The organism is Streptomyces huiliensis, assembly GCF_020037025.1.
GTDB lineage: Bacteria > Actinomycetota > Actinomycetes > Streptomycetales > Streptomycetaceae > Streptomyces > Streptomyces huiliensis.
In genome coordinates this window covers 24,659-43,394 of the sequence record NZ_JAIQLH010000121.1, presented here as the reverse complement: position 1 = coordinate 43,394, position 18,736 = coordinate 24,659, and the positions used below count along the sequence as shown (strand labels likewise).

Annotated in this window: 18 protein-coding genes; 7 read left to right on the top strand and 11 right to left on the bottom strand. The window is 75.8% G+C overall.

The genetic code is table 11. From position 1 onward, the window contains the following. Positions 1-141: 141 nt before the first annotated feature. A complete protein-coding gene (locus JNW98_RS21370) occupies positions 142-546 on the bottom strand; it encodes a hypothetical protein (RefSeq protein WP_223769872.1) in 405 nt (134 codons plus the stop codon). Between the two features lie 221 nt (positions 547-767). Here JNW98_RS21370 and JNW98_RS21365 point away from each other — a divergent pair, with 221 nt between their 5' ends. Together JNW98_RS21365 and JNW98_RS21360 are read left to right on the top strand one after the other, a co-directional pair. Further along, complete coding sequence (locus tag JNW98_RS21365) at positions 768-1,007, top strand: hypothetical protein (RefSeq protein ID WP_223769871.1); 240 nt, start codon at positions 768-770, stop codon at positions 1,005-1,007. A gap of 128 nt (positions 1,008-1,135) precedes the next feature. After that, a complete protein-coding gene (locus JNW98_RS21360; protein ID WP_223769870.1) occupies positions 1,136-1,720 on the top strand; it encodes a GNAT family N-acetyltransferase in 585 nt (194 codons plus the stop codon). Between the two features lie 151 nt (positions 1,721-1,871). Here the strand turns inward: JNW98_RS21360 and JNW98_RS21355 are convergent, their stop codons facing one another. Continuing rightward, positions 1,872-2,645, bottom strand: a complete 774-nt coding sequence (locus JNW98_RS21355; RefSeq protein WP_223769869.1) for a TetR/AcrR family transcriptional regulator — start codon at positions 2,643-2,645, stop codon at positions 1,872-1,874. 126 nt (positions 2,646-2,771) lie between these two features. Here JNW98_RS21355 and JNW98_RS21350 point away from each other — a divergent pair, with 126 nt between their 5' ends. After that, a complete protein-coding gene (locus tag JNW98_RS21350) occupies positions 2,772-3,026 on the top strand; it encodes a hypothetical protein (RefSeq protein WP_223769868.1) in 255 nt (84 codons plus the stop codon). Positions 3,027-3,049: 23 nt separating this feature from the next. Here JNW98_RS21350 and JNW98_RS21345 read toward each other — a convergent pair whose 3' ends face one another. Continuing rightward, positions 3,050-3,697 carry a class I SAM-dependent methyltransferase gene (locus JNW98_RS21345; RefSeq protein ID WP_223769867.1) on the bottom strand — a complete coding sequence of 216 codons (648 nt, stop codon included), beginning with the start codon at positions 3,695-3,697 and terminating at the stop codon, positions 3,050-3,052. Between the two features lie 211 nt (positions 3,698-3,908). On the opposite strand from JNW98_RS21345, the gene JNW98_RS21340 reads away from it, so the two are divergent. From JNW98_RS21340 to JNW98_RS21330, 3 genes are all read left to right on the top strand, one after another. Further along, positions 3,909-5,300, top strand: coding sequence for an FAD-binding oxidoreductase (locus JNW98_RS21340; RefSeq protein WP_223769866.1), 1,392 nt, complete (start codon positions 3,909-3,911; stop codon positions 5,298-5,300). A 161-nt stretch (positions 5,301-5,461) separates the two neighbouring features. Further along, entirely contained in the window at positions 5,462-7,075 is a 1,614-nt protein-coding gene (locus JNW98_RS21335) for a phospholipase D-like domain-containing protein (protein WP_223769865.1), read from the top strand. Between the two features lie 162 nt (positions 7,076-7,237). Then, positions 7,238-8,158, top strand: a complete 921-nt coding sequence (locus tag JNW98_RS21330) for a D-alanyl-D-alanine carboxypeptidase family protein (protein ID WP_223769864.1) — start codon at positions 7,238-7,240, stop codon at positions 8,156-8,158. A gap of 82 nt (positions 8,159-8,240) precedes the next feature. On the opposite strand, the gene JNW98_RS21325 is transcribed toward JNW98_RS21330, so the two are convergent. From JNW98_RS21325 to JNW98_RS21300, 6 genes are all read right to left on the bottom strand, one after another. Beyond that, a complete protein-coding gene (locus tag JNW98_RS21325; RefSeq protein WP_223769863.1) occupies positions 8,241-9,185 on the bottom strand; it encodes an alpha/beta fold hydrolase in 945 nt (314 codons plus the stop codon). 178 nt (positions 9,186-9,363) lie between these two features. Next, the gene (locus tag JNW98_RS21320) at positions 9,364-10,626 is read right to left on the bottom strand and encodes a wax ester/triacylglycerol synthase domain-containing protein (RefSeq protein ID WP_223769862.1); all 1,263 of its coding nucleotides are present in this window, start codon (positions 10,624-10,626) and stop codon (positions 9,364-9,366) included. Continuing rightward, on the bottom strand, positions 10,623-11,867 hold the full coding sequence (locus tag JNW98_RS21315) for a glycosyltransferase (protein ID WP_223769861.1): 1,245 nt from the start codon (positions 11,865-11,867) through the stop codon (positions 10,623-10,625). The genes JNW98_RS21320 and JNW98_RS21315 overlap by 4 nt, the downstream gene beginning before the upstream one ends. Positions 11,868-12,091: 224 nt before the next feature. After that, positions 12,092-12,682, bottom strand: coding sequence for a TetR/AcrR family transcriptional regulator (locus JNW98_RS21310; protein WP_223769860.1), 591 nt, complete (start codon positions 12,680-12,682; stop codon positions 12,092-12,094). Positions 12,683-13,165: 483 nt separating this feature from the next. Then, positions 13,166-14,314, bottom strand: coding sequence for an amidohydrolase family protein (locus JNW98_RS21305; RefSeq protein WP_223769859.1), 1,149 nt, complete (start codon positions 14,312-14,314; stop codon positions 13,166-13,168). A 1-nt stretch (position 14,315) separates the two neighbouring features. Further along, a complete protein-coding gene (locus tag JNW98_RS21300; RefSeq protein ID WP_223769858.1) occupies positions 14,316-15,674 on the bottom strand; it encodes a type I glutamate--ammonia ligase in 1,359 nt (452 codons plus the stop codon). Positions 15,675-16,188: 514 nt separating this feature from the next. Between JNW98_RS21300 and JNW98_RS21295 the strand changes: the two genes are divergently transcribed. Next, positions 16,189-17,136 carry a polysaccharide deacetylase family protein gene (locus tag JNW98_RS21295; protein WP_223769857.1) on the top strand — a complete coding sequence of 316 codons (948 nt, stop codon included), beginning with the start codon at positions 16,189-16,191 and terminating at the stop codon, positions 17,134-17,136. Positions 17,137-17,167: 31 nt separating this feature from the next. Here the strand turns inward: JNW98_RS21295 and JNW98_RS21290 are convergent, their stop codons facing one another. Together JNW98_RS21290 and JNW98_RS21285 are read right to left on the bottom strand one after the other, a co-directional pair. Next, the gene (locus JNW98_RS21290; RefSeq protein WP_223769856.1) at positions 17,168-17,785 is read right to left on the bottom strand and encodes a phosphatase PAP2 family protein; all 618 of its coding nucleotides are present in this window, start codon (positions 17,783-17,785) and stop codon (positions 17,168-17,170) included. 48 nt (positions 17,786-17,833) lie between these two features. Further along, complete coding sequence (locus JNW98_RS21285) at positions 17,834-18,514, bottom strand: DedA family protein (protein WP_223769855.1); 681 nt, start codon at positions 18,512-18,514, stop codon at positions 17,834-17,836. Positions 18,515-18,736 lie beyond the last annotated feature (222 nt).

The following is an 18,736-nucleotide window of genomic DNA, read 5'->3' as shown; positions in this document are numbered from 1 at the left end:
CCGGGTGCGTACGAGCCGTACCCGGCCGCTCCCTGGGCACGAACCGGCCGCCGGCGGTGAGCACGACCTCGTCCTCGTGGCCGGGCGCGAGGAGTTCGCGCGCCCGGCGTTCGGCGTCGGCGGTCGGATCGCCGGTGCGCGTCAGGGCGATCCGGCGGGTGTCCAGGTCCGGGTGCTCGTTGGCGAGGGTGCGGGCGGCGCCCCAGAGGGCGGCGGCGGCCGGGTCGGGATCCGCACCGGGCCGGGGAGCGCGTCGTGCGGGTGGGTGACCAGCCACGGCTTCGGCCCGGGGCCGAAGTCCCGGCGTCCGCGGGCGGCGGCCAGGGCGCCGAGCGACGTGATCGTCCGGGCGGCGTGGGCGGCCGGGGCGGCCGGGCCGGTGCCGGGCGCGCGGCCGACGAGGACGACGACGTGCCGCATCGACGCGTCGCCCGGCGGCGCGGCGTCGAGCAGCGCCGACCACTCCTCCGCCGTGCCGCCCGCGCGGAGCCCGCCGGTGAGTACGCCGCCGAAGGAGACGGGGAGGCCGGCGCCCGGCGGGCCCATATTCATTCTTCGCCCGGAAGAGGTCGCCAAGCCGCTCGCGAAGGGCGTTCATCCTTCCGGATGAAATGGCGTCAAATGCCGTGACGAACAAGCGCGTTGCCAAGGGTGATGCATGGCAGGGGACCCGCCCTCGTGACCGGCGCACCGGCCACCCCGCGGTGCCCGGCATCGTGAGACACGCCGGCACTCGGGGACGACGGACCTCCGGAAGGACGTCACCCATGCCCGTGCTCGTCACCGGTGGTACGGATTCACCGGCAGCAGGCTGCTCCCGCCTCCTGACCCAGGACGACGACACCCCCGTCGTCGTCCTCGGGGACGGCGGCAGCCCGGAGCGGAGGAACGCCTGGGCAGGTCAGCGGGTCCGCCGGGTGCCGCCGCTCGTACGCGGCCATGCCCGCGCCCAGAAGCCGCCCCGGTCCGGGCGCGGTCCAGAGGAAGCGGTGTCGGAGACACGGTGACCTCCTTCCGATGTCGAGGGAAGTGTCCCGGCCCGCCGCCCCGCAGACAGGAGGGTGCCGGGCAGTGCCGCGGGGCCGTGAGACGATCCGTCCGCCCGGCACCGGGCACCCGACCGCGGAAGGTGACGATGTACGCGATACCCCTGGGCGACGAGGGCGCCGCACTCGGCCCCCTCGAACCCTGGCAGGCCGACGAGTTCCTCGCCCACATGGACCGGGGGAGGGAGTTCATCGGCCAGCACAACGGACTGCCCGACGTCGTCACCGACCTGGAGTCGAGCCGGGCGTTCCTGCGTACGTACGCGGAGCGGGCCGCCGCCGACACGGGACGCATCTGGGGCATCAGGACGGACGGCGTCCTCGTCGGCGCCGTCATCTTCCGGAGCTTCGACGTCCGCCAGGGCACGGCGGAGGCCGGCTGCTGGCTCGAACCGGCGGGGGTGGGCCGGGGGTTGGTGACCCGGGCCGTGCGCGCGATCGTCGACTGGGCCGTCGAGGAGCGCGGCATCCACCGCGTCGAGTGGTGGGTCTCCGCGGAGAACGCGCCGAGCATCGCCGTGGCCCGCCGGCTCGGGATGACGCGGGAGGCCGTGCTGCGGCAGAGCTTCGCCTACCGGGGGGAGCGGCACGACGAGGAGATCTGGTCGGTGCTGGCGCCGGAGTGGCGGGCGATCAAGGAGGCGGTCAAGGAGGCGGCCCGGGCGGGGGAGTGAGGCCGGACCGGACCGCCCGCGCCGGTTCGTTCCCGCCCGGTGGCCGGCCCGGTGCCGCTCGTCCGGTCGGTCACCGGCCCGGTGCGGTTCCTGCGGCTCCCGCCCGGTCCGCTTTCCGACGGGCCCCGGCTGTCCGGCCGTCCGGCCGCCCTCAGCCCGTCGCCGCCGCCCCCGTCCCCGCCGCGAAGATCCGCTCCAGGTGGTAGTCCACCGTGCGCCGCACGTCGGCCACGCCGCGGCGCCCGTGCAGGACGTCGATGCCCAGCCCGATGACGCCGGACACCAGCAGGTCGGCCTCCCGCCGCGGGTCGACCGGGGGCAGGCCGGCCGAGCCGGCGGGGAGCCGGGCGAGGAGCGCGGTGACCATGTCCTCCAAGGGCTGGGCGTCGTGGAGGAAGACCGCGGCGAGCGCCGGGTCGGTGAGGCTGCGCGCGTAGTAGGCGGCGTGGACGCGCAGGGCGACGCGGCGCCACTCGTCCAGCGGCAGGAACTCGTCGAGGACGGCCCGCAGCAGCGCCCGCGGGTCCGACGGCCGGCGCAGCGCCCGGACCCGCGCGTCGGCCTGCCGCGCGCTCTCCTCGTGCAGCATGCGCAGCGCGGCGACGAGCAGGTCGTGCTTGCCGGCGAAGTGGTACTGGACGACGCGCAGGGACACCCCGGCCTCGGCGGCGATCTCCCGCATGCTCGCCGCGTGCAGCCCCCGCTCGGCGGCGACGCGCCAGACCGCCTCGGCGATCTGCCGCCGCCGCCCCGACGGTACGGCCGGGCGCGCGCTCTCCGGCGCGGGCTCGGGCGGGTCCTTCCGCCGCCGGTAGGCCCGCGCCTGGCAGCCGCGGGAGCAGTACACGGGCGGCCGGCCCCGGCCGGCCGGGGCCAGCGGGGTCCGGCACACCCGGCACGTCGACACCTGCTTTTCGTCACGCACGCACTCAGGATAGCTTCAAGAAAGTGTGCGGTAATGTCTGATTGACCTGCGGGAACCCGGGTTTCCCGGTCGAGGCGCGGATACGCTCGTAACGTACGCACGGAAAAGCGAGACGCGGGAGCGGCGATGGACGAGGGTTGGTACCGGCTGGGCATGGTGGTGGCGTTCACGCTCGGCCTCTGGGAAGGCGTGATCGCGATCGTCTACCGCGCCTTCACCGACAAGGAGGCCGGCGTGATGACCGCGGTCAACCACCTCCCGAGCCCGTGGTGTTACGCGGCCGGCGCGGTGGTCGCCGTGGTCGCCGTCGTCGTCGTGGGGGCGCTGGACCGGGGCCGCAAGCGGCTCCTGGAGCGCCGGAACGCCCCGAGCGGCGTCTGACCCGTCGGGGCGGGTGGTCCGCGTCAGCGCAGGCGCCGGACGCGCAGGACGTGGTCCACGCGGTGGCCCGCCTCGCCGTCCGGCCCGGTCGCCTCCGTGCGCACCGGCTCGCGGACCTCGACCCGCCAGTCGGGCGACGGCAGGCCCATCGCCGCGAGGAGTTCGTCGGCGGTCGGGAGGTGCACCTCCGCGTGGGCGTCCCGCTTCCACGACGGGCTCTCGCTGTGGCCCACGAAGAGGAGGTCGCCGCCGGGCGCCACCGCCGCCGTGGCGGAGCGGAGGATCCGCCCGACCGGCAGGCCCAGGGGGGAGTGCAGGAACTGGAGGGAGACCAGGCCGTAGCCGCCCTCGGGGCGGGCGGGGAACGACACGCCCAGGTCGTGCCGCTGCCAGGTGATCCGGTCCGCGACTCCCGCCTGGGCGGCGTGCCCGGCCGCCCGTTCCAGCGCGGTCGCCGAGACGTCGACGGCGGTGACCTGCCAGCCGCGCTCGGCGAGCCAGATCGCGTCGGCCCCCTCGCCGCACCCGAGGTCCAAGGCCGTGCCCGGCGCGAGCCCGGCCGCCTCCCGGACCAGCAGTGGGTTGGGCCGGCCGCTCCACACGCGGTCGCCGCGCCCGTAGAACTCCTCCCAGAAGACCTCGGGAGTGGGCTTCGGCCGAGTGTCCGACATACGGGGTCCTTCCCTTCTCGTCACGTCGCCGGCGCCCTCACCGCGCCCGCGTGCCGCCATGGTCGGCGCCCGCCGGACCACCGGGCAAACCTTGTTGCGGAAACGGCAAAACCCGCGGCGGGCGCACCGCCGGTTCCATAACCGTGGCTTCTCCCAGGTATCCCCATCAGCTCTTGGACGCATGGCCGGGGAGGCCGCCATCGTGGTGGGCATGCAGATCACGACGCGGCCTGCCGCCTCCCCGAGCCCCACCGGCCTCACCGGCCCCGTCTTCCGCCCCGGCGACCCCGGCTACGCCGAGGAGGTCGCGGGCTTCCAGACCGGTTACGTCCACCGGCCGGACCTGGTCGTGGGAGCCGCCGACGCCGAGGACGTCCGCCGGACCGTCCGGTACGCGGCCCGGCACGGCCTGCCGGTGGCGGTGCAGGCGACCGGGCACGGGCGCTCGGTGCCCGCCGAGGGCGGCGTCCTGATCAGCACCCGCCGGATGGCGCGCGTCGCCGTCGACCCGGCGGCCCGGACCGTACGGTTCGGGGCCGGGGCGCGCTGGGGCGCCGTCGTCGAGGCCGCCGCCCGGCACGGACTCGCCCCGCTCAACGGCTCGGCACCGTCCGTCGGCGCCGTCGGCTACCACCTCGGCGGCGGCATCGGACTGCTCGCCCGCCGGTACGGCTACGCCGCCGACCACGTCCGCGCCGTCGAACTCGTCACCGCCGACGGCCGCCGGCGGCGGACCGTCCCCGGCGACGACCTCTTCGCCGCCGTGCTCGGCACCGACGGCAACTTCGGCGTCGTCACCGCCATGGAGACGGCCCTCTTCCCCGTCCGCACCGTCTACGGCGGGCAGCTCGCCTTCGACACCGCCCTCGCCGGCGAGGTCCTGGAGACCTGGCGGACCTGGACCGCCGGCGTACCCGAGGAACTGACCTCGGCCGTCACGCTGATCCCCTTCCCCGACCTCCCCGAACTGCCCGCCCCGCTGCGCGGCCGATACGTCGCCACCGTCCGGATCGCCTTCGAGGGGTCCGCCGAGGAGGGCGAGCGCCTCGTCGCCCCGCTGCGCGCGGTCGGCGCCCGGATCAGCGACGACCTGCGGGAGATGCCGTACCGCGACTCCGCCGCCATCCACCGCGATCCCGAGGAGCCGCACGCCTACGCCGCCGTCGGCGCCATGCTCCGCGAACTGCCCGCGCGCGGGGTGCGCGCCATGCTGGCCGCCGCCGGCCCGGACTCGCCCGTGCCGTGCGTGCTGAGCGTCCGCCACCTGGGCGGCGCCCTGCGCCGGCCCGGCCCCGCCGGGATCGCGGTCGACCACCGGGACGCCGAGTTCCTCGTCCAGGCCATCTCCGAGTACCGCCCCGAGGGCGCCGGGGGCGGGGGCGACGCCGCGACCCGCGCACGGCACGGCCTGCTGTGCGCGGCCCTCGCCCCCTGGACTCTCGGCCAGAACCCCAACTTCCTCTACGGCGACGGCCCGTACGCCGACGAGCGGCGGGTCCGCGAGCTCTACGCGCCCCTCACCCACAAGCGCCTCACCGCCCTCAAGGCCGTCCACGACCCGGCCAACATGTTCCGCTTCAACCGCAACCTGCGCCCCGAGTGAACCTGCCGCCGGACGCCGCCGCGGTCGCCCCCTGCCGGGCCGCGGCGGTGCCTGGTAACTTCTGGGAAGTTGATCACCCGTATGTCCTTCGAACGCAAGAACGTACGGGTATCAACCGTTTGCGAACGGATCCCCGACTCCCCAGTCCGAAGGACGCTCCCTTGCTCCGCCGTTTACACCGCCTCACCCGCCGCGCGACCGTCTCCGCCACCCTCCTCGCCCTCCTGCCGGCCGGCCCGGCGCTCGCCGCCGGGGACGCGCCCGGCACCCCGCACCTCGACGCCGTCGAGCGGACCCTGCGCCAGGTGTCCCCCGGCCTGGAGGGCGACGTCTGGCAGCGCACCGCGGGCAACAAGCTCGACGCCTCCGCCGCCGACTCCTCCGACTGGCTGCTGCAGACCCCCGGCTGCTGGGGCGACGCCGGCTGCGCCGAGCGCCCCGGAACCAAGCGGCTGCTCGCCAAGATGACCGAGAACATCTCCCGGGCCCGGCGGACGGTCGACATCTCCACCCTCGCGCCGTTCCCCGACGGCGCCTTCCAGGACGCCATCGCCGCCGGCCTCAAGGCGTCGGTCGCCGCGGGCCACCAGCCCCGGGTCCGCGTCCTCGTCGGCGCCGCCCCGATCTACCACCTCAACGTGCGGCCCTCGGCGTACTACGACGATCTCCGCGCGCGGCTCGGCCCCGCGGCCGGCGCCGTCACGCTGAACGTCGCCTCGATGACCACCTCCAAGACCGCCTTCTCCTGGAACCACTCCAAACTGCTGGTCGTGGACGGCGAGTCGGCGATCACCGGCGGCATCAACGACTGGAAGAACGACTACGTCGACACCACCCACCCGGTGACCGACGTCGACCTGGCACTGACCGGCCCCGCCGCTTCCACCGCCGGCCGCTACCTGGACACCCTCTGGGGCTGGACCTGCCGCAACAAGGGCAACATCGCGAGCGTCTGGTACGCCGCCTCCGAGGGCGCGTCCTGCATGGCCGACCTGGAGAAGGAGGCCAACCCCAAGCCCGCCGCCCCCACCGGTGACGTCCCGGTGATCGCCGTCGGCGGCCTCGGCGTCGGCATCAAGGACCGGGACGACACCTCCGCGTACCGGCCCGAGCTGCCGTCCGCCCCCGACACCAAGTGCGTCGTCGGCGTGCACGACAACACCAACGCCGACCGCGACTACGACACGGTCAACCCGGAGGAGAGCGCCCTGCGCGCACTGGTGGGCAGCGCGGAGAAGCACGTCGAGATCTCCCAGCAGGACCTCAACGCCACCTGCCCGCCCATCGCCAAGTACGACGTCCGGCTCTACGACACGCTCGCCGCGAAGATCGCGTCCGGCGTGAAGGTCCGGATCGTCGTCAGCGACCCGGCCAACCGGGGCACGGTCGGCAGCGGCGGCTACTCGCAGATCAAGTCCCTGACGGAGATCAGCGACGTCCTCCGCAACCGGCTCGCCCTCGTCACCGGCGGGCAGGACCAGGCGAAGAAGGCCCTCTGCTCCAACGTCCAGCTGGCGAGCTTCCGGAGCGCGAAGAGCGCCAAGTGGGCCGACGGGCACGCCTACCCGCTGCACCACAAGCTGGTGTCCGTGGACGGCTCGGCGTTCTACGTCGGGTCGAAGAACCTCTACCCGTCGTGGCTCCAGGACTTCGGCTACATCGTCGAGGACCGGACGGCCGCCGGGCAGCTCGACGCGAAGCTGCTGGCCCCCGAGTGGGAGTACTCCCGGGACACGGCGACCGTCGACTACCAGCGCGGCGTCTGCTCGCTCTGAGGCCCCCGCCGTCCAACTCGCCTTCCCCGGCCACCCGTTCGGCAAGCGAACGGGTGGCCGCACCCTTTCCTCACCCGTTCGTGGCGCGATTTCCCGTCGCGCGCCGCGGGGTGCGACCATGCGCTCCTCCCGAACCGATCAGTGAGCAATCCTGGAGTTTCCATGGCACGACATGGGGGAAGCGCGGTCCGCCGCTGGACGGCGGTGCTCGCCGCGTCCGGCGCGGCCCTGACCGTCGCACTCCCGACCGCGTCCCACGCCGCCGACGGCCCCACGGGCGTCGGCGCCAAGGGCGCGTTCCTGCTCGACAGCGGCGCCGGAAAGGCGCTGTGGAGCAAGGCGGCCGACGTCCGGCGGCCGATCGCCAGCACCACCAAGATCATGACGGCGGTGGTGGCCCTCGACGGGCGCCCCGCCGACCTCGACAAGCAGGTCACCGTCAAGCAGTCCTACCGGGACTACGTGACCCGCCACGGAGCCAGCACCGCCGACCTGCGCACCGGCGACAAGCTGACCGTGCGGCAGCTCCTCTACGCCCTGATGCTGCCCTCCGGGTGCGACGCCGCCTACGCCCTGGCGGACGCCCTCGGCAGCGGACCCGACGAGGCCGCCCGGACCAGGTCGTTCGTGGCCAGGATGAACGCCAAGGCGGCCCGGCTCGGCCTGCGGAACACCAAGTTCGACTCGTTCGACGGCATCACCGCGGGCGGCGGCTACTCGACCCCCCGCGACCTGGCCGCGCTCACCCGGCACGCCCTGGGGAACAGCACGTTCACCACGGTCACCAAGGCGATGAGCACCCAGCAGAAGGCGCTCAACGTCAACCGCCGGTACACCTGGTACAACACCAACAAGCTCCTCGGCTCCTATGAGGGCGTGTTCGGCGTCAAGACCGGCTCCACCCGCGCCTCCGGGCCCTGCCTGGTCTTCTCGGCCCGGCGGGACGGCCGGACGGTCGTCGGGGTCGTCCTCGACGACGCGGCGAGCCGCTACCCGGACGCGGCGCGGATGCTCGACTACGCGTACCACAAGCACACCCCGCTGAAGCTGCGGCGGCTGCCCGCGGCGGCACACGAGGACTGAGCGCCCGGCGCCCGGAACGGCGAGCGGTCCGGCGCCCCGAGGGGGGACGCCGGACCGCTCGTCCGTACGCGTACGCCCGGCGCTACCCGCCGGCCCGGGGCGCGGGGAGCGGGGCCCACGCTCCGGAGGCCCGGCTCCGGTGCCCGAGGTGCTCCACCGGGTGGCAGTAGTCCAGGCCGGTCAGCGGCTCCCCGCCGAAGAAGCGCAGCAGCAGGTCGACGATCTCCGTGGGACGCTCCAGGTGCACGAGGTGGTCCGCGTCCTTGAAGGCGGTGAACCGGGCGTCCGCGCACCGGGCGGACACCTCGCGGCTGAGCGCCGGCGTGGTCAGCGGGTCGTGCTCACCCGTCGTCACCAGCACCGGGACCTCCACCGCCGGGCCGCCGGGCGGCTCGGCGTGGGCCAGCAACCGCCGTGAGTTCTCCCGGTACTTGTCCATCCCCTCGGCGGTCAGCTGGTTCAGGGCCTGGGTGAGGCAGCGGATCACGGCCGGCCGACGGGCGACCGTGATCCGGGGGTCCCGGCACACCATGGTGCCGATGACCTGGTCCACGAACTCCGCGTGGCTGCCCCGGTCCAGCATCCGGATGGTGAGCTCCACCTTGGCCCGCACGTGGTCCGTCAGCCGGGACATGGTGCCCACCAGGGCCAGCCGCTCGGCCCGCCCGGGGTTCCGGCGCACCCACTCGTGGGCCACCGCGCTCCCGTAGGAGGCGCCCACCATGTTGACCGGATAGGGAGCGATCTTCGAGAGGAGCCCGTCGAGGGCGCCGGCGAGGAAGTCGATGCCGTGGTGGGCCGGCAGGCGGTCGGAGGTGCCCCAGCCCGGCAGGTCCACGGTGATGACGCTGGCGGCCTCCAGGAGCCTCCGCTCCAGCCTGCCCCAGCCGCCCTGGTGCTGGAAGGCGCCGCCGACCAGGACGATGGGCGCCATCCTCGGCTCCGGGTGGTGGACGATCCGGCCGCTGTACCCGAAACCGCCGTATGTAAGCGGAATGACCTCTTCCGAGAGTGCGGTAGGCGTCATCAGAGCCGGTCTCCGTTTCACGATCGTCGCCGCGCGTCGGGAACGTCCCCGCGACCCGCGCGGCCGGGATCTCGTGGGTGCCATCACCAGTGCAATGGGTGTCTTCACCAGAGGAACGAGAGCCGATGGGAGGACGTTACTCCTGACGGGCGTCCCATGGCCGGTACGACCCGGCCGGTCACCGGCCCAGTCCGCGGATCTCGTCCCGGAGGAGGGCGGCGAGCCGTCCGGCGAGCGCGCGGCGGCCGTGGTCGGTGATCACGGCCAGCGTGGCACCCGCCGTGTCCCGCGTCATGGTCAGCGCCAGCGGATGCCCCGGGCTCAGCGGCGGCAGCAGCGAAAGCCCCGTCAGCCCGGCCGCGCCCAGGGCCAGCGGCCCCGACCGCTCCGCCAGGCTGCTGCACAGGACCGACGCGTACAGCGGCGAGTCCACGTAGCGGCCGAGCGCGTCGGTGACCGGGCCGTGCCGCCGCGGCGCCGCCGCGACCGCGAGCGCCTGCGCCCGGGCCCGTTCGCGTAGCGCCGCCCGCCGGGTGAAGCCGTCGGTCGCGGCCAGCCGCCGCCGCGGCCCGCCGGCCACCGGCAGCGGGACGCGGACCGTCGCGTAGTGGTTGCCGAGCACCGCGGCCTCCCCGGGCGGCCGGACGTCCACGGGCACCATCGCGCAGACGCCCGGCAGCGACGGCAGCCGCCCGGTCGCCTCCGCCGCCCGCAGCGCCCCGGCCGCGCCCGCCAGGAAGACGGCGTTGGCGGACGCGCGCCCCGAGGGCAGCGCGTTCCGGGCGGCGTCCAGCTCCGCGCCGGTGACGCGTCGCCAGGCGACGGCCCGGTGGGTGTCCACCGGCCCGTGGAACGGCAGCGGACGCGCCCGGGGCAGCAGGTCGGAGAGGGCGTGCAGGCGCCGGCGGCGCGCGGGGCCGACGGTTCCGTACGCGGGCGGGGGGACCGGACCGACCGGGCCGTCGAGCAGGTCCCGGACGAGGGCGAGCAGCGACCGGCCGTCGAGGAGGGCGTGGTGGGCGCGGAGCAGCAGCGCGAACCCGTCCTCGCCGCCCGCCCCGGGCAGCAGGTGCAGCCGCCACGGCGGCCGCTCGGGGCCGAGCGGCCGGGCCAGCAGCCGGGCGACGCGCTCCTCGGCCGGGCCGTCCTGCGCGCCTTCTTCCGGCCCCACGACGTGCCGGACCGGGTCCGGCCACACCCCGGACGTCCACCGCGGCCACGCCGGATGCGCCGCGCCGCCGACGGTGAGCCGCAGCCGGTCGTAACCCGACCAGCGCTTCTCCACGAGCGACCGGAGCCCGTCCGGCGTGGGCGCGGGCCCCGCGAAACGGGCGAGCAGCGCCACGGTCATGCAGACGGCCCCGCTGCTCTGGTGCCGGTGCAGCCAGGCGTCGAGCGGGGGCATGGGCACGCAGTCCCGTACGGCCGTCGCCCCCCTCACGGCGCCATCGCCGCCACCGCCCGCGCCACCGCGCCCGCGCCGTCCTCCCGGGCCAGCCGCCCCGCCAGCTCCGACGCCCGCGCGGCGAACCGGGGTTCGCCGGTCGCGCGGGAGAGCGCGTCCGCCAGCCCCCCGGCCGTCAGCCCGGACAGCGGCAGCGCCCCCGGGCTGACGCCCAGCCGCACCAGGCGCGACGCCCACCAGGGCTGGTCGGTCAGGTGGGGCACCGGGACGGCCGGTACGCCGGCCCGCAGCCCGGCCGCCGTCGTCCCGGCGCCCGCGTGGTGCACCACGGCGGCCGTCCGGGGGAGCAGCCAGCCGTGCGGCAGCGGCCCGACCGTGATCACGTCGTCGCCGGCCACGGAGAGCCCGGCCCAGCCGGCCTGCACGACGCCGCGCAGCCCGGCCTTGCGCAGGGCGCGGGCCGTGACGTCCCCGAGCCGCTCCGGATCGCCGGGCATCATGCTGCCGAACCCCACGAACACCGGCGGGGGACCGGCGTCGAGGAAGTCCGTGATCAGGGAGGGGGGTTGCCAGGACGGGCACTCGTGCGGCCACCAGTAACCGGCCACCCGCAGCCCGGGACGCCAGTCCGGCGGCCGGGGGACGACCGCCCGGCTGTAGCCGTGCCAGATCGGCCAGCGGCTCTTCTCCCGCTCCCGGCGCAGCAGATGGACGCTCCGGCAGGTCAGGCCGAGCCGCGCGTGCAGCCGCCGGTTGGCCGCCGCGTAGAGGGCGTCGGTCACGGCGTTGACCGCCCGCGCCCGCAGCCGGTTGGCGTACCCGGGCGGCTGCCAGGGCAGCACGCAGGGGGGGAACGCCGAGGTGGGGGCGTCGGGTTGGAGGAAGACGCCCATGCTGCGCACCCGGTGGTAGCGGGCCACCACCCGGCCGATGGGCGCGGCCAGGGTGGACAGCAGGACGAGGTCGGCCTTGGGGTCGACGGCCGTGAGCATCCCGTCCACCAGCCGCACGGCGGCCTGTTCGGTGGCGCGAGCGAGGTCGCGCAGCGCGCGCGGTGAACGTCGGGCGCCCTGGAACGTGTTGTGGGCGGCGAGCAGCTCCTCGAACGGATCCGGCTCCAGGGGCCGGGTGCGGAGTCCGCAACAGGTCACCGTGTCGGCGAATTTCGCGTGGGTGACGAGCTCCACCTCGTGCCCTTCGGCGACGAGCCGGTGCCCGAGGCCGGTGTACGGGATGACGGACCCCGTCGTGCCCGCGGTGATGATGTCGATGCGCAATGTTCCGGCCTTCCGTGCTTCCGGGCCCTCCCCGGCCGCCGGGACCGTCCGGCGTGTCACGAGGCGTGTGCCTGCCGGAACAACGACGCGGCACCCGGCCGGATACGGCACGGGTGCCACCCTGGGCGCAGATGTGCGGTTTTCGCGCGCCGGGGCGGTCCGGCGGGCGCCCGCGGACCTGACACACCACGGCCCGAGTGCCGTCGGCCGCGTATGCGTCCCCGTCACACCCGCCGGCCGTCGAGCACCCCGCCGAGCATCCCGTCGAGCAGCCGCGACAGCGCCCAGGAGAAGTCGGCGCGGGGGTCGTCGGCCGCCGGGCGGTGCGCACCGCTGGTGTGGCCGGTGGGGTGTGCGTTGAGGAGGTGGCCGAGGAGCAGGTTCCACAGGACGCGGTAGGCGCGGGCGGCGTCGTCCGGCGGGAGCCCCGCCGCGGCGAGGGCCGCGAGGGCGCCGTCGGCGAACGGCGCGGCGGCGTCGACCGCGTGCTCGCCGTCGGCGATGATCCGGGCGGCCCAGGGGTGCCGGGCCAGGTGGTCGTGGGCCGCCAGCCAGTGCTCCCGGAGACGTTCCCGGGGTCCGCCTTCGTCGCCCTGGCGCGGCAGCCGGACGGCCACGTCCTCGGCCAGCAGGGCCAGCAGCTGGCCCCGGTCGGTGATGTGCCGGTACAGGGACGCCTGGCCGGTGCCGAGCCGTTGCGCGACCTGACGGACCGTCAGGGCGCCGAGGCCGTCCTTGTCGGCGATGCGGCGCGCGGTGGCGACGATCAGGGCCCGGGAGAGCGGACGCCGTCGGCCGGGGGCTGGTGATGTCACACCGTCACCTTACACAGCGGAGGGTGACGGTCCCGAGGTCGCGACTGCTTGCGGGCGACATCTACTTAACTTAGCCTTGCCTAACGCGAACGATGTTCGCATGGGCTCGAACTCACCTGTCCCTTACCGTCGCCCGAACCGTCGGCGGCGCCGTCGGCAGCCAGCTCGCCGCGGCCATCCTGGCCTCGCGGACCGTGTCGCACAGCACCGTCCCCGCCGCCCACGGCTACACCGTCTCGTTCTGGACGGCGGCCGGCGTCGCCGTCGCGGGGGCGCTGCTCCTGCTCGCCGGACGACGTCCGGGCGGCACCGGACTCGCCCCGGCGGCGGCGGACCGGACTCGGCGCCTGGCCGGGCCGTCCACCGTCCCGGGCCCCGCGGCGTGCTCCCCGCGCCCACCGGCCTCGCGCCCCGGCGACGGCCGGCCGGCCCCGGGGTGTGGGCCGACGGTGCGCCGGGACCCGCCACCCCGGCCGCCGGGGCTCAGTGCGCGGGCGGAGAGCCCGACCGCCCCAGCCCGTACACCCGCCGAGCGTTCCCCGCGCCGATCAGTTCCGCCACCCGCGCCGCGTCCGACGCCGACCAGGCGCCGTCGCCCACCCAGCCGGCCAGCAGCCGGTCCAGGCCGCGCCGGAACAGGGCGGCGCCCACCACGTACAGCTCGGGGAGGCCGTACGCGTCGGTCGAGAACATCAACTTGCCGAAGGGGGCCAGCTCCAGGGCCTCCGCGAGGACCGCCTCGGCCCGGGCGCCGCTGTACGACAGGGCCAGTCCGAGGTCGGCGTAGACGTGCGGGAAGGCGTGGGCGAGGTAGGCCGCGCCGCGGTGGTACGGGTAGCAGTGGAGCAGCACCAGGGCGGAGCCCGTGGGGCGGACGGCCCGGGCGAAGTCGGTGAGCAGGGACGGGTCGCAGCGGTGCAGGCGCAGGTCCGGGTCGCCGAAGCCGGTGTGCAACTGGAGCGGCAGGCCCGTCTCGGCCGCGGACCACAGCAGGTGGCGGAGGAGCACCGGGTCGGACACCCGGCCGCCCGGGGCCCGGTGGGCCAGCCACCGGTCGGCCGCCAGGCGCACCTCCGTCCGGCCGGGCGGGTTGGGCTCGAAGTCCAGCCCGTAGCGGTACGCGGCCACCGACTTGAAGGCGACGGCCCGACCGGCGGCCGCCTCCACCGCGTCGGCGAGGCCGGTGAGGAAGCCCGCCGGGCCGTCCGCCGTGTCGGCGACGTGCTCGGCCAGCCGCTCGAGGCGCACCACCTCGTGCCAGACGGCACCGCCCATGCGGGCCAGCTCCTGAGGGGACGTCAGATCGCCGGGGATGCCGGTGTCCACCACGTAGTCCGTGATCCCGGTGGCGCCGAGCAGCCGCCGGGCCGCCTCCGCCGGGCCCAGCTCGCGCCGTCGCTCCAGGTACTCGGCGGGCGCGCAGTGCGGGTCGAGGCCCAGCAGCGGCGGGCACCAGCGGCGGACGGCGTAGCCGAGCTGGCTGTCGAAGAAGCTGGTGCCGGGCGCGGCGGGCGCGTCCGACTCGCTGAGGAAGGAGACGAACGCGTCCGGGCCGAGGTCGGACCGGGCCACACCGTGGCAGTGGTGATCGACCAGGGCGGGCAGGGCGAGCGGCGGAACGGCGGTGCTCATGTCAGTACCGCCCCCTGGTCGCCGCGGGGAGCTCCTCGGCCGTCGCCCCTTCGTACCGCTCGATCTCGCCGCGGCGGACGGCGGCGACGGCTCCGAAGAGGGGGTCGCCGAGCGCCTCGCGGAGCACCTCGGAGCGGGTGAAGCGGTCCAGCGCGGCGGCCGGCGAGTCCGGCAGCCGCTCGTGCCCGCCGCCGAGCGCCGGATCGCCCGCGACCGGCGGCGGCAGCGTCGCCCCGGCCGCGATCCCGGCGAGCCCGGCGGCGATCACCGCGCCGGTCACGAGGTACGGGTTGGCGGCGCCGTCGAAGCACTTCACCTCGGCGTTGGCCTGGTCCTCGGCCTCCGGCGGCCCCGGGACGAACCGCAGGGCGGCCTCCCGGTTCTCCGGCCCCCAGCAGGCGTACGCCCCGGCCCAGTGCGAGGGACGCAGCCGGAGGTGGCTGGCGGGGGAGGGGGCGCCCAGGGCCAGCAGCGCGGGGAGTTCGCGGAGCACGCCGGCGAGGAACGCCGCGCACTCCGCCGTCATCCCGCAGGGGCCGTCGCCGCCCCGGCACAGGTCGCGTTCCTCGCGCAGCAGGCTCAGGTGCAGGTGCGCGCCGTTGCCGACGGTGTCGGGGGCGACGACGGGCCCGAACAGCGCGTCGAACCCGTGCGCGAGGGACACCGCGCGGACCGTCTCCCGGACGAGCACCGCCAGGTCGGCCGCGCCGACGGGATCGGCGGGGGCCACGGACACCTCGAACTGGCCGGGCGTGTACTCCGGATGGAGCTGGAGCACCTCGACGCGCTGGGCGGTGAGCGCGTCCAGCACGTCCCGGAGGTAGTCGGACAGCTCGACCACCCGGGCCATGCCGTACGCCGGCCCCGCGCCGGGCGGCGGGCCGCCGGAGCCCGGCCCGGCGCGGCCGGCGACCACCCACTCGGTCTCGAACCCCATCCGCAGCCGCAACCCCCGCTCGGCCGCCCGCGCGGCCATCCGGCGGGCGAACCGCCGCTGGCAGGCCGCGTACGGGCGCCCGTCCTGCTCGAACCGGTCGACGGGCGCCCAGGCCCAGCCGCGCTGGGCGGCCAGCACGGTCAGCCGGTCGAGGTCGGGGAAGAGGCGCAGATCGCCGTCGGGGCCGCCGATGTGGGGGCTGGTGACGCTGGAGTCGTCGGTGAGGTAGACGTCGAAGACGGGCGACATCCCGACACCCCACCGCGCCGCGTGCGCGAGCCGGGCGGTGGGGACGGCCTTGACGCGGGTGATGCCGGCGTTGTCCACCCAGGTGAGCGCGACGGCCTGCACCCCGAGCGCGGTGAGCCGCGCGGCCTCCTGCCGGGCGGCCGACTCCGCGCGTTCCCGTTCCGGCCTCTGCATGTTGGGCTCCTCCGCCGGCGTAAGGGGTGGGGGGCGACGGCGCCCGGGTGGCCCGCCGTCCGTCGCCTGGATCCTCGGCCGGATTCTTCCGTATTTCACCTCGGAAGGGGGCCGTTCGGGGGAAGCGGACGGGGTGTGGCGGCCGGTCCGCCACCGGCCTCCGGCCCGGCGGTCTCCGCCGGTCGGCGGGGGTCGGCGATGGTCGATATCGGACGTGACCTGCCCGCCGCGACGATCGGAACTGGTCGCCGCGCTCGCGGATCCCTCCGGGACCGGCCCCCGAATCCCCGTCCGCCCGCCCGGACCTGAGGCCGCGACGGCTCCCGCGCCCCGGACGGACCGGACGGCGGACCCATCGGTTGCGGGACCGGATACCTGCCCTGAGGCTGGAGCCAAGATCACCGATCCAGCTCGGGTGCCTGTCCCCGGGGCGGGCTTCGCCGCGCCCGCGGGCACCGGGCGTGAGGTGCCGGACCGGCCGCCCGCCGCCGGGCCGCACCGTTGAGGAGTCAGCATGTCGGAAATCCGTGGCGTCCTCCGGCGCGGCCGCGGACGCCACCGGCGCCGCAAGAGGGTGCCGCTGAAGACGGCCGCCGCCGCGGCCGTGCTGGTGGCAGGATCGGCCTTCGCGGTGAACGCGGTGGACGACCGCCCGGAGTGCGAGCCCCAGGCCAGGCCGGGCGGCGCGCACGACGACCACCGGCACGGCACGGCCATGGGCACCTGCGGCACGCGTCCCGCCGCCGCGCACGACCGGCCGGTGGGCCAGGGCGCCCCCGAGGGCGCCGACCACCACCCGGCAGGCGGCCGGCAGGCCCAGGCCCTGGTCCCCGACCCCGCGGCCGGCTACGACCGGGAACGCTGCGGCAACACCTCCGGCCGGGTGCTCCTCTCCCTCGACGACTGGGCCTACAGCGACCCCGAACGCGCCACCCGCATCGGCGCCCAGCTCCAGGCGCAGGGCGTCCGCGCCGCGTTCTTCCTCATCAACAAGTACGCCTCCCAGTACCCGCAGATCACGACCACCCTCCGGCAGCAGGGCCACTGGGTCGGCAGCCACACCTGGTCGCACCGTCAGCTCACCCGGCTGACGGACCAGGAGCTCCAGGACGAGCTGCGCAACGGGCTCCCCGGCAACTTCCTGCGCCCGCCCTACGGCGACGTCGGCCCGCGCGAGACGGAGGTCGCCGCCGGCCTCGGGCAGCGCGTCTGCAACTGGACGATCGACACCTACGACTGGCAGCAGTCCGACGGCGCGTTCCGGGACGCCGAGGCCATCCGGACCACCGTCCGCGAGGCCACCCCGGAGGAGAAGAACAACGGGGTCATCCTCGGCCACCTCTTCAGCAGCTTCCCCGACGCCCTCCCCGGCATCATCAGCGACCTCCGCGAACAGGGCTACCAGATGTGCCGCAACACCGGCCCCACCACCGAACAGGTCCCGTACCCCCTCCAGTGCTGACGCGGCACCAAGCCTGTCACGCGGAGGCCCGTCACGCGGACGACAACAGCAGGGCGCGCAGCGGCCCCCTGCGCGCCCGCGCCACCCAGGGCGCGCCCCGCGCGGCCGACACGGTCAGCGGCGCGGCCAGGGCGACGCCGACCAGGGCGCCCGCCGCCACGTCGTGCGGGTAGTGGACGCCCACCCAGACCCGCGAGGCGGCCATCACCACCGCGGCCGGGACGGCGCCCGCCGCCAGCACCCGGTCCACGACCCAGAGCGCCGCCGCCGCGGCGAAGGCGACGACCGCGTGGTCGCTGGGGAACGACCAGTCGCCCGGCGCGGGACACGCCTCCAGCGCGAAGCGGCCGGGCAGCGACCGGCACGGCCGGTCCTCCCGCACCAGCTCCTTGAGCGCGAGGCTCACGCCGTACGCCAGCGCCACGATCAGCGGCACGGCCAGCGCCCGCGCCATCACCGGCGCGTCCGCCCGGCGCGCCCGCCACCAGGCCGCCGTCATCAGCGCCGCGAACGCCGCGAGACCCAGCGCCGACCAGGCGGAGGCGGTGTCGTTGAGCAGCCAGGGGGCCTCACGTGCCGCCCGGGTGACGGCCGTGTAGAGGCCGCCGTCGATCCCGGATCCGTCGAAGGCCAGTGGAGTGACCGTCATGTCCCCCCTCCCCGTAGTGGCTCCCGCCGTCCGTCCGCTCCCACCCGCCTACCCGCGCCCGTCGCCGCCGCGCCGGCCGGCCGCCGCCCGGCGGCGGGCGCGCAGCAGCTCCACGGCGAACGGCAGCAGCGAGAGCACCACCACCGCCGCCACCAGCGGCAGCAGGTACCGGTCGACGTCCGGCACGACCGACCCCAGCGCGTACCCGGCCAGCACCAGCCCGGCGGTCCACAGCAGCCCGCCCGCCACCTGCCACGCCAGGAACGTCCGCCGCGGCACCGCGAGGGCGCCGGCCAGCGGGTTGAGCACGGTGCGCACCACGGGGACGAACCGGGCCAGCACGACCGCCCGGGCGTGTCCGTACCGGCCGAGCAGCTCCTCGGCCCGCGCCGCGCCGTCGAGCAGCCGCCGGTTGCGGGAGCGGGCCAGCAGCGGCCGCCCGCCGCGCCGCCCGATCAGATAGCCGCACTGCGCCCCGGCCAGCGCCCCGGCCGCCGCGCACACCAGCACCTCGGCGAGGTCCAGGTGCGGCCCGGAGCGTGTCCCGGGCCGGCAGAGCAGGCCGGCGGTGAACAGCAGGGAGTCCCCGGGCAGGAAGAAGCCGACCAGCAGGCCGGTCTCGGCGAACAGGACGACCGCCACCCCGACCGCCCCGAAGGACGACAGCAGGGAGGAGGCGTCGAGGAGGTCGACGGCGAGGGCGGCGGGCGGAGCGGGCGCGAGCAACACGGCTGAGCGGCCTCCGGCGGTCGAGGGCGGTGGCCCGCCCGCGACGACGGTACGGGCCGGACGTCTCCACAGCGGTGGACGGTCCACCGGAGGTGGACGGTCTAGGGGGTGTCTGATGGATCTCCGTGGGGAAGGAGCGGCGTCCGGTGCGGCGAGAGCACGTGCCGGGCGTCGCGACGCCGCGGAGATCCATCAGGCACCCCCTACGCGACTGTAGACGAT

Bases quoted from the DNA above. Each gene is read 5' to 3' on its own strand.
- JNW98_RS21360 (WP_223769870.1), top strand. From the start codon at position 1,136: ATGTACGCGATACCCCTGGGCGACGAGGGCGCCGCACTCGGCCCCCTC.
- JNW98_RS21350 (WP_223769868.1), top strand. From the start codon at position 2,772: ATGGACGAGGGTTGGTACCGGCTGGGCATGGTGGTGGCGTTCACGCTC.
- JNW98_RS21370 (WP_223769872.1), bottom strand. From the start codon at position 546: ATGGGCCCGCCGGGCGCCGGCCTCCCCGTCTCCTTCGGCGGCGTACTC.
- JNW98_RS21330 (WP_223769864.1), top strand. From the start codon at position 7,238: ATGGCACGACATGGGGGAAGCGCGGTCCGCCGCTGGACGGCGGTGCTC.
- JNW98_RS21290 (WP_223769856.1), bottom strand. From the start codon at position 17,785: ATGACGGTCACTCCACTGGCCTTCGACGGATCCGGGATCGACGGCGGC.
- JNW98_RS21345 (WP_223769867.1), bottom strand. From the start codon at position 3,697: ATGTCGGACACTCGGCCGAAGCCCACTCCCGAGGTCTTCTGGGAGGAG.
- JNW98_RS21365 (WP_223769871.1), top strand. From the start codon at position 768: ATGCCCGTGCTCGTCACCGGTGGTACGGATTCACCGGCAGCAGGCTGC.
- JNW98_RS21325 (WP_223769863.1), bottom strand. From the start codon at position 9,185: ATGACGCCTACCGCACTCTCGGAAGAGGTCATTCCGCTTACATACGGC.
- JNW98_RS21300 (WP_223769858.1), bottom strand. From the start codon at position 15,674: ATGCAGAGGCCGGAACGGGAACGCGCGGAGTCGGCCGCCCGGCAGGAG.
- JNW98_RS21305 (WP_223769859.1), bottom strand. From the start codon at position 14,314: ATGAGCACCGCCGTTCCGCCGCTCGCCCTGCCCGCCCTGGTCGATCAC.
- JNW98_RS21340 (WP_223769866.1), top strand. From the start codon at position 3,909: ATGCAGATCACGACGCGGCCTGCCGCCTCCCCGAGCCCCACCGGCCTC.
- JNW98_RS21295 (WP_223769857.1), top strand. From the start codon at position 16,189: ATGTCGGAAATCCGTGGCGTCCTCCGGCGCGGCCGCGGACGCCACCGG.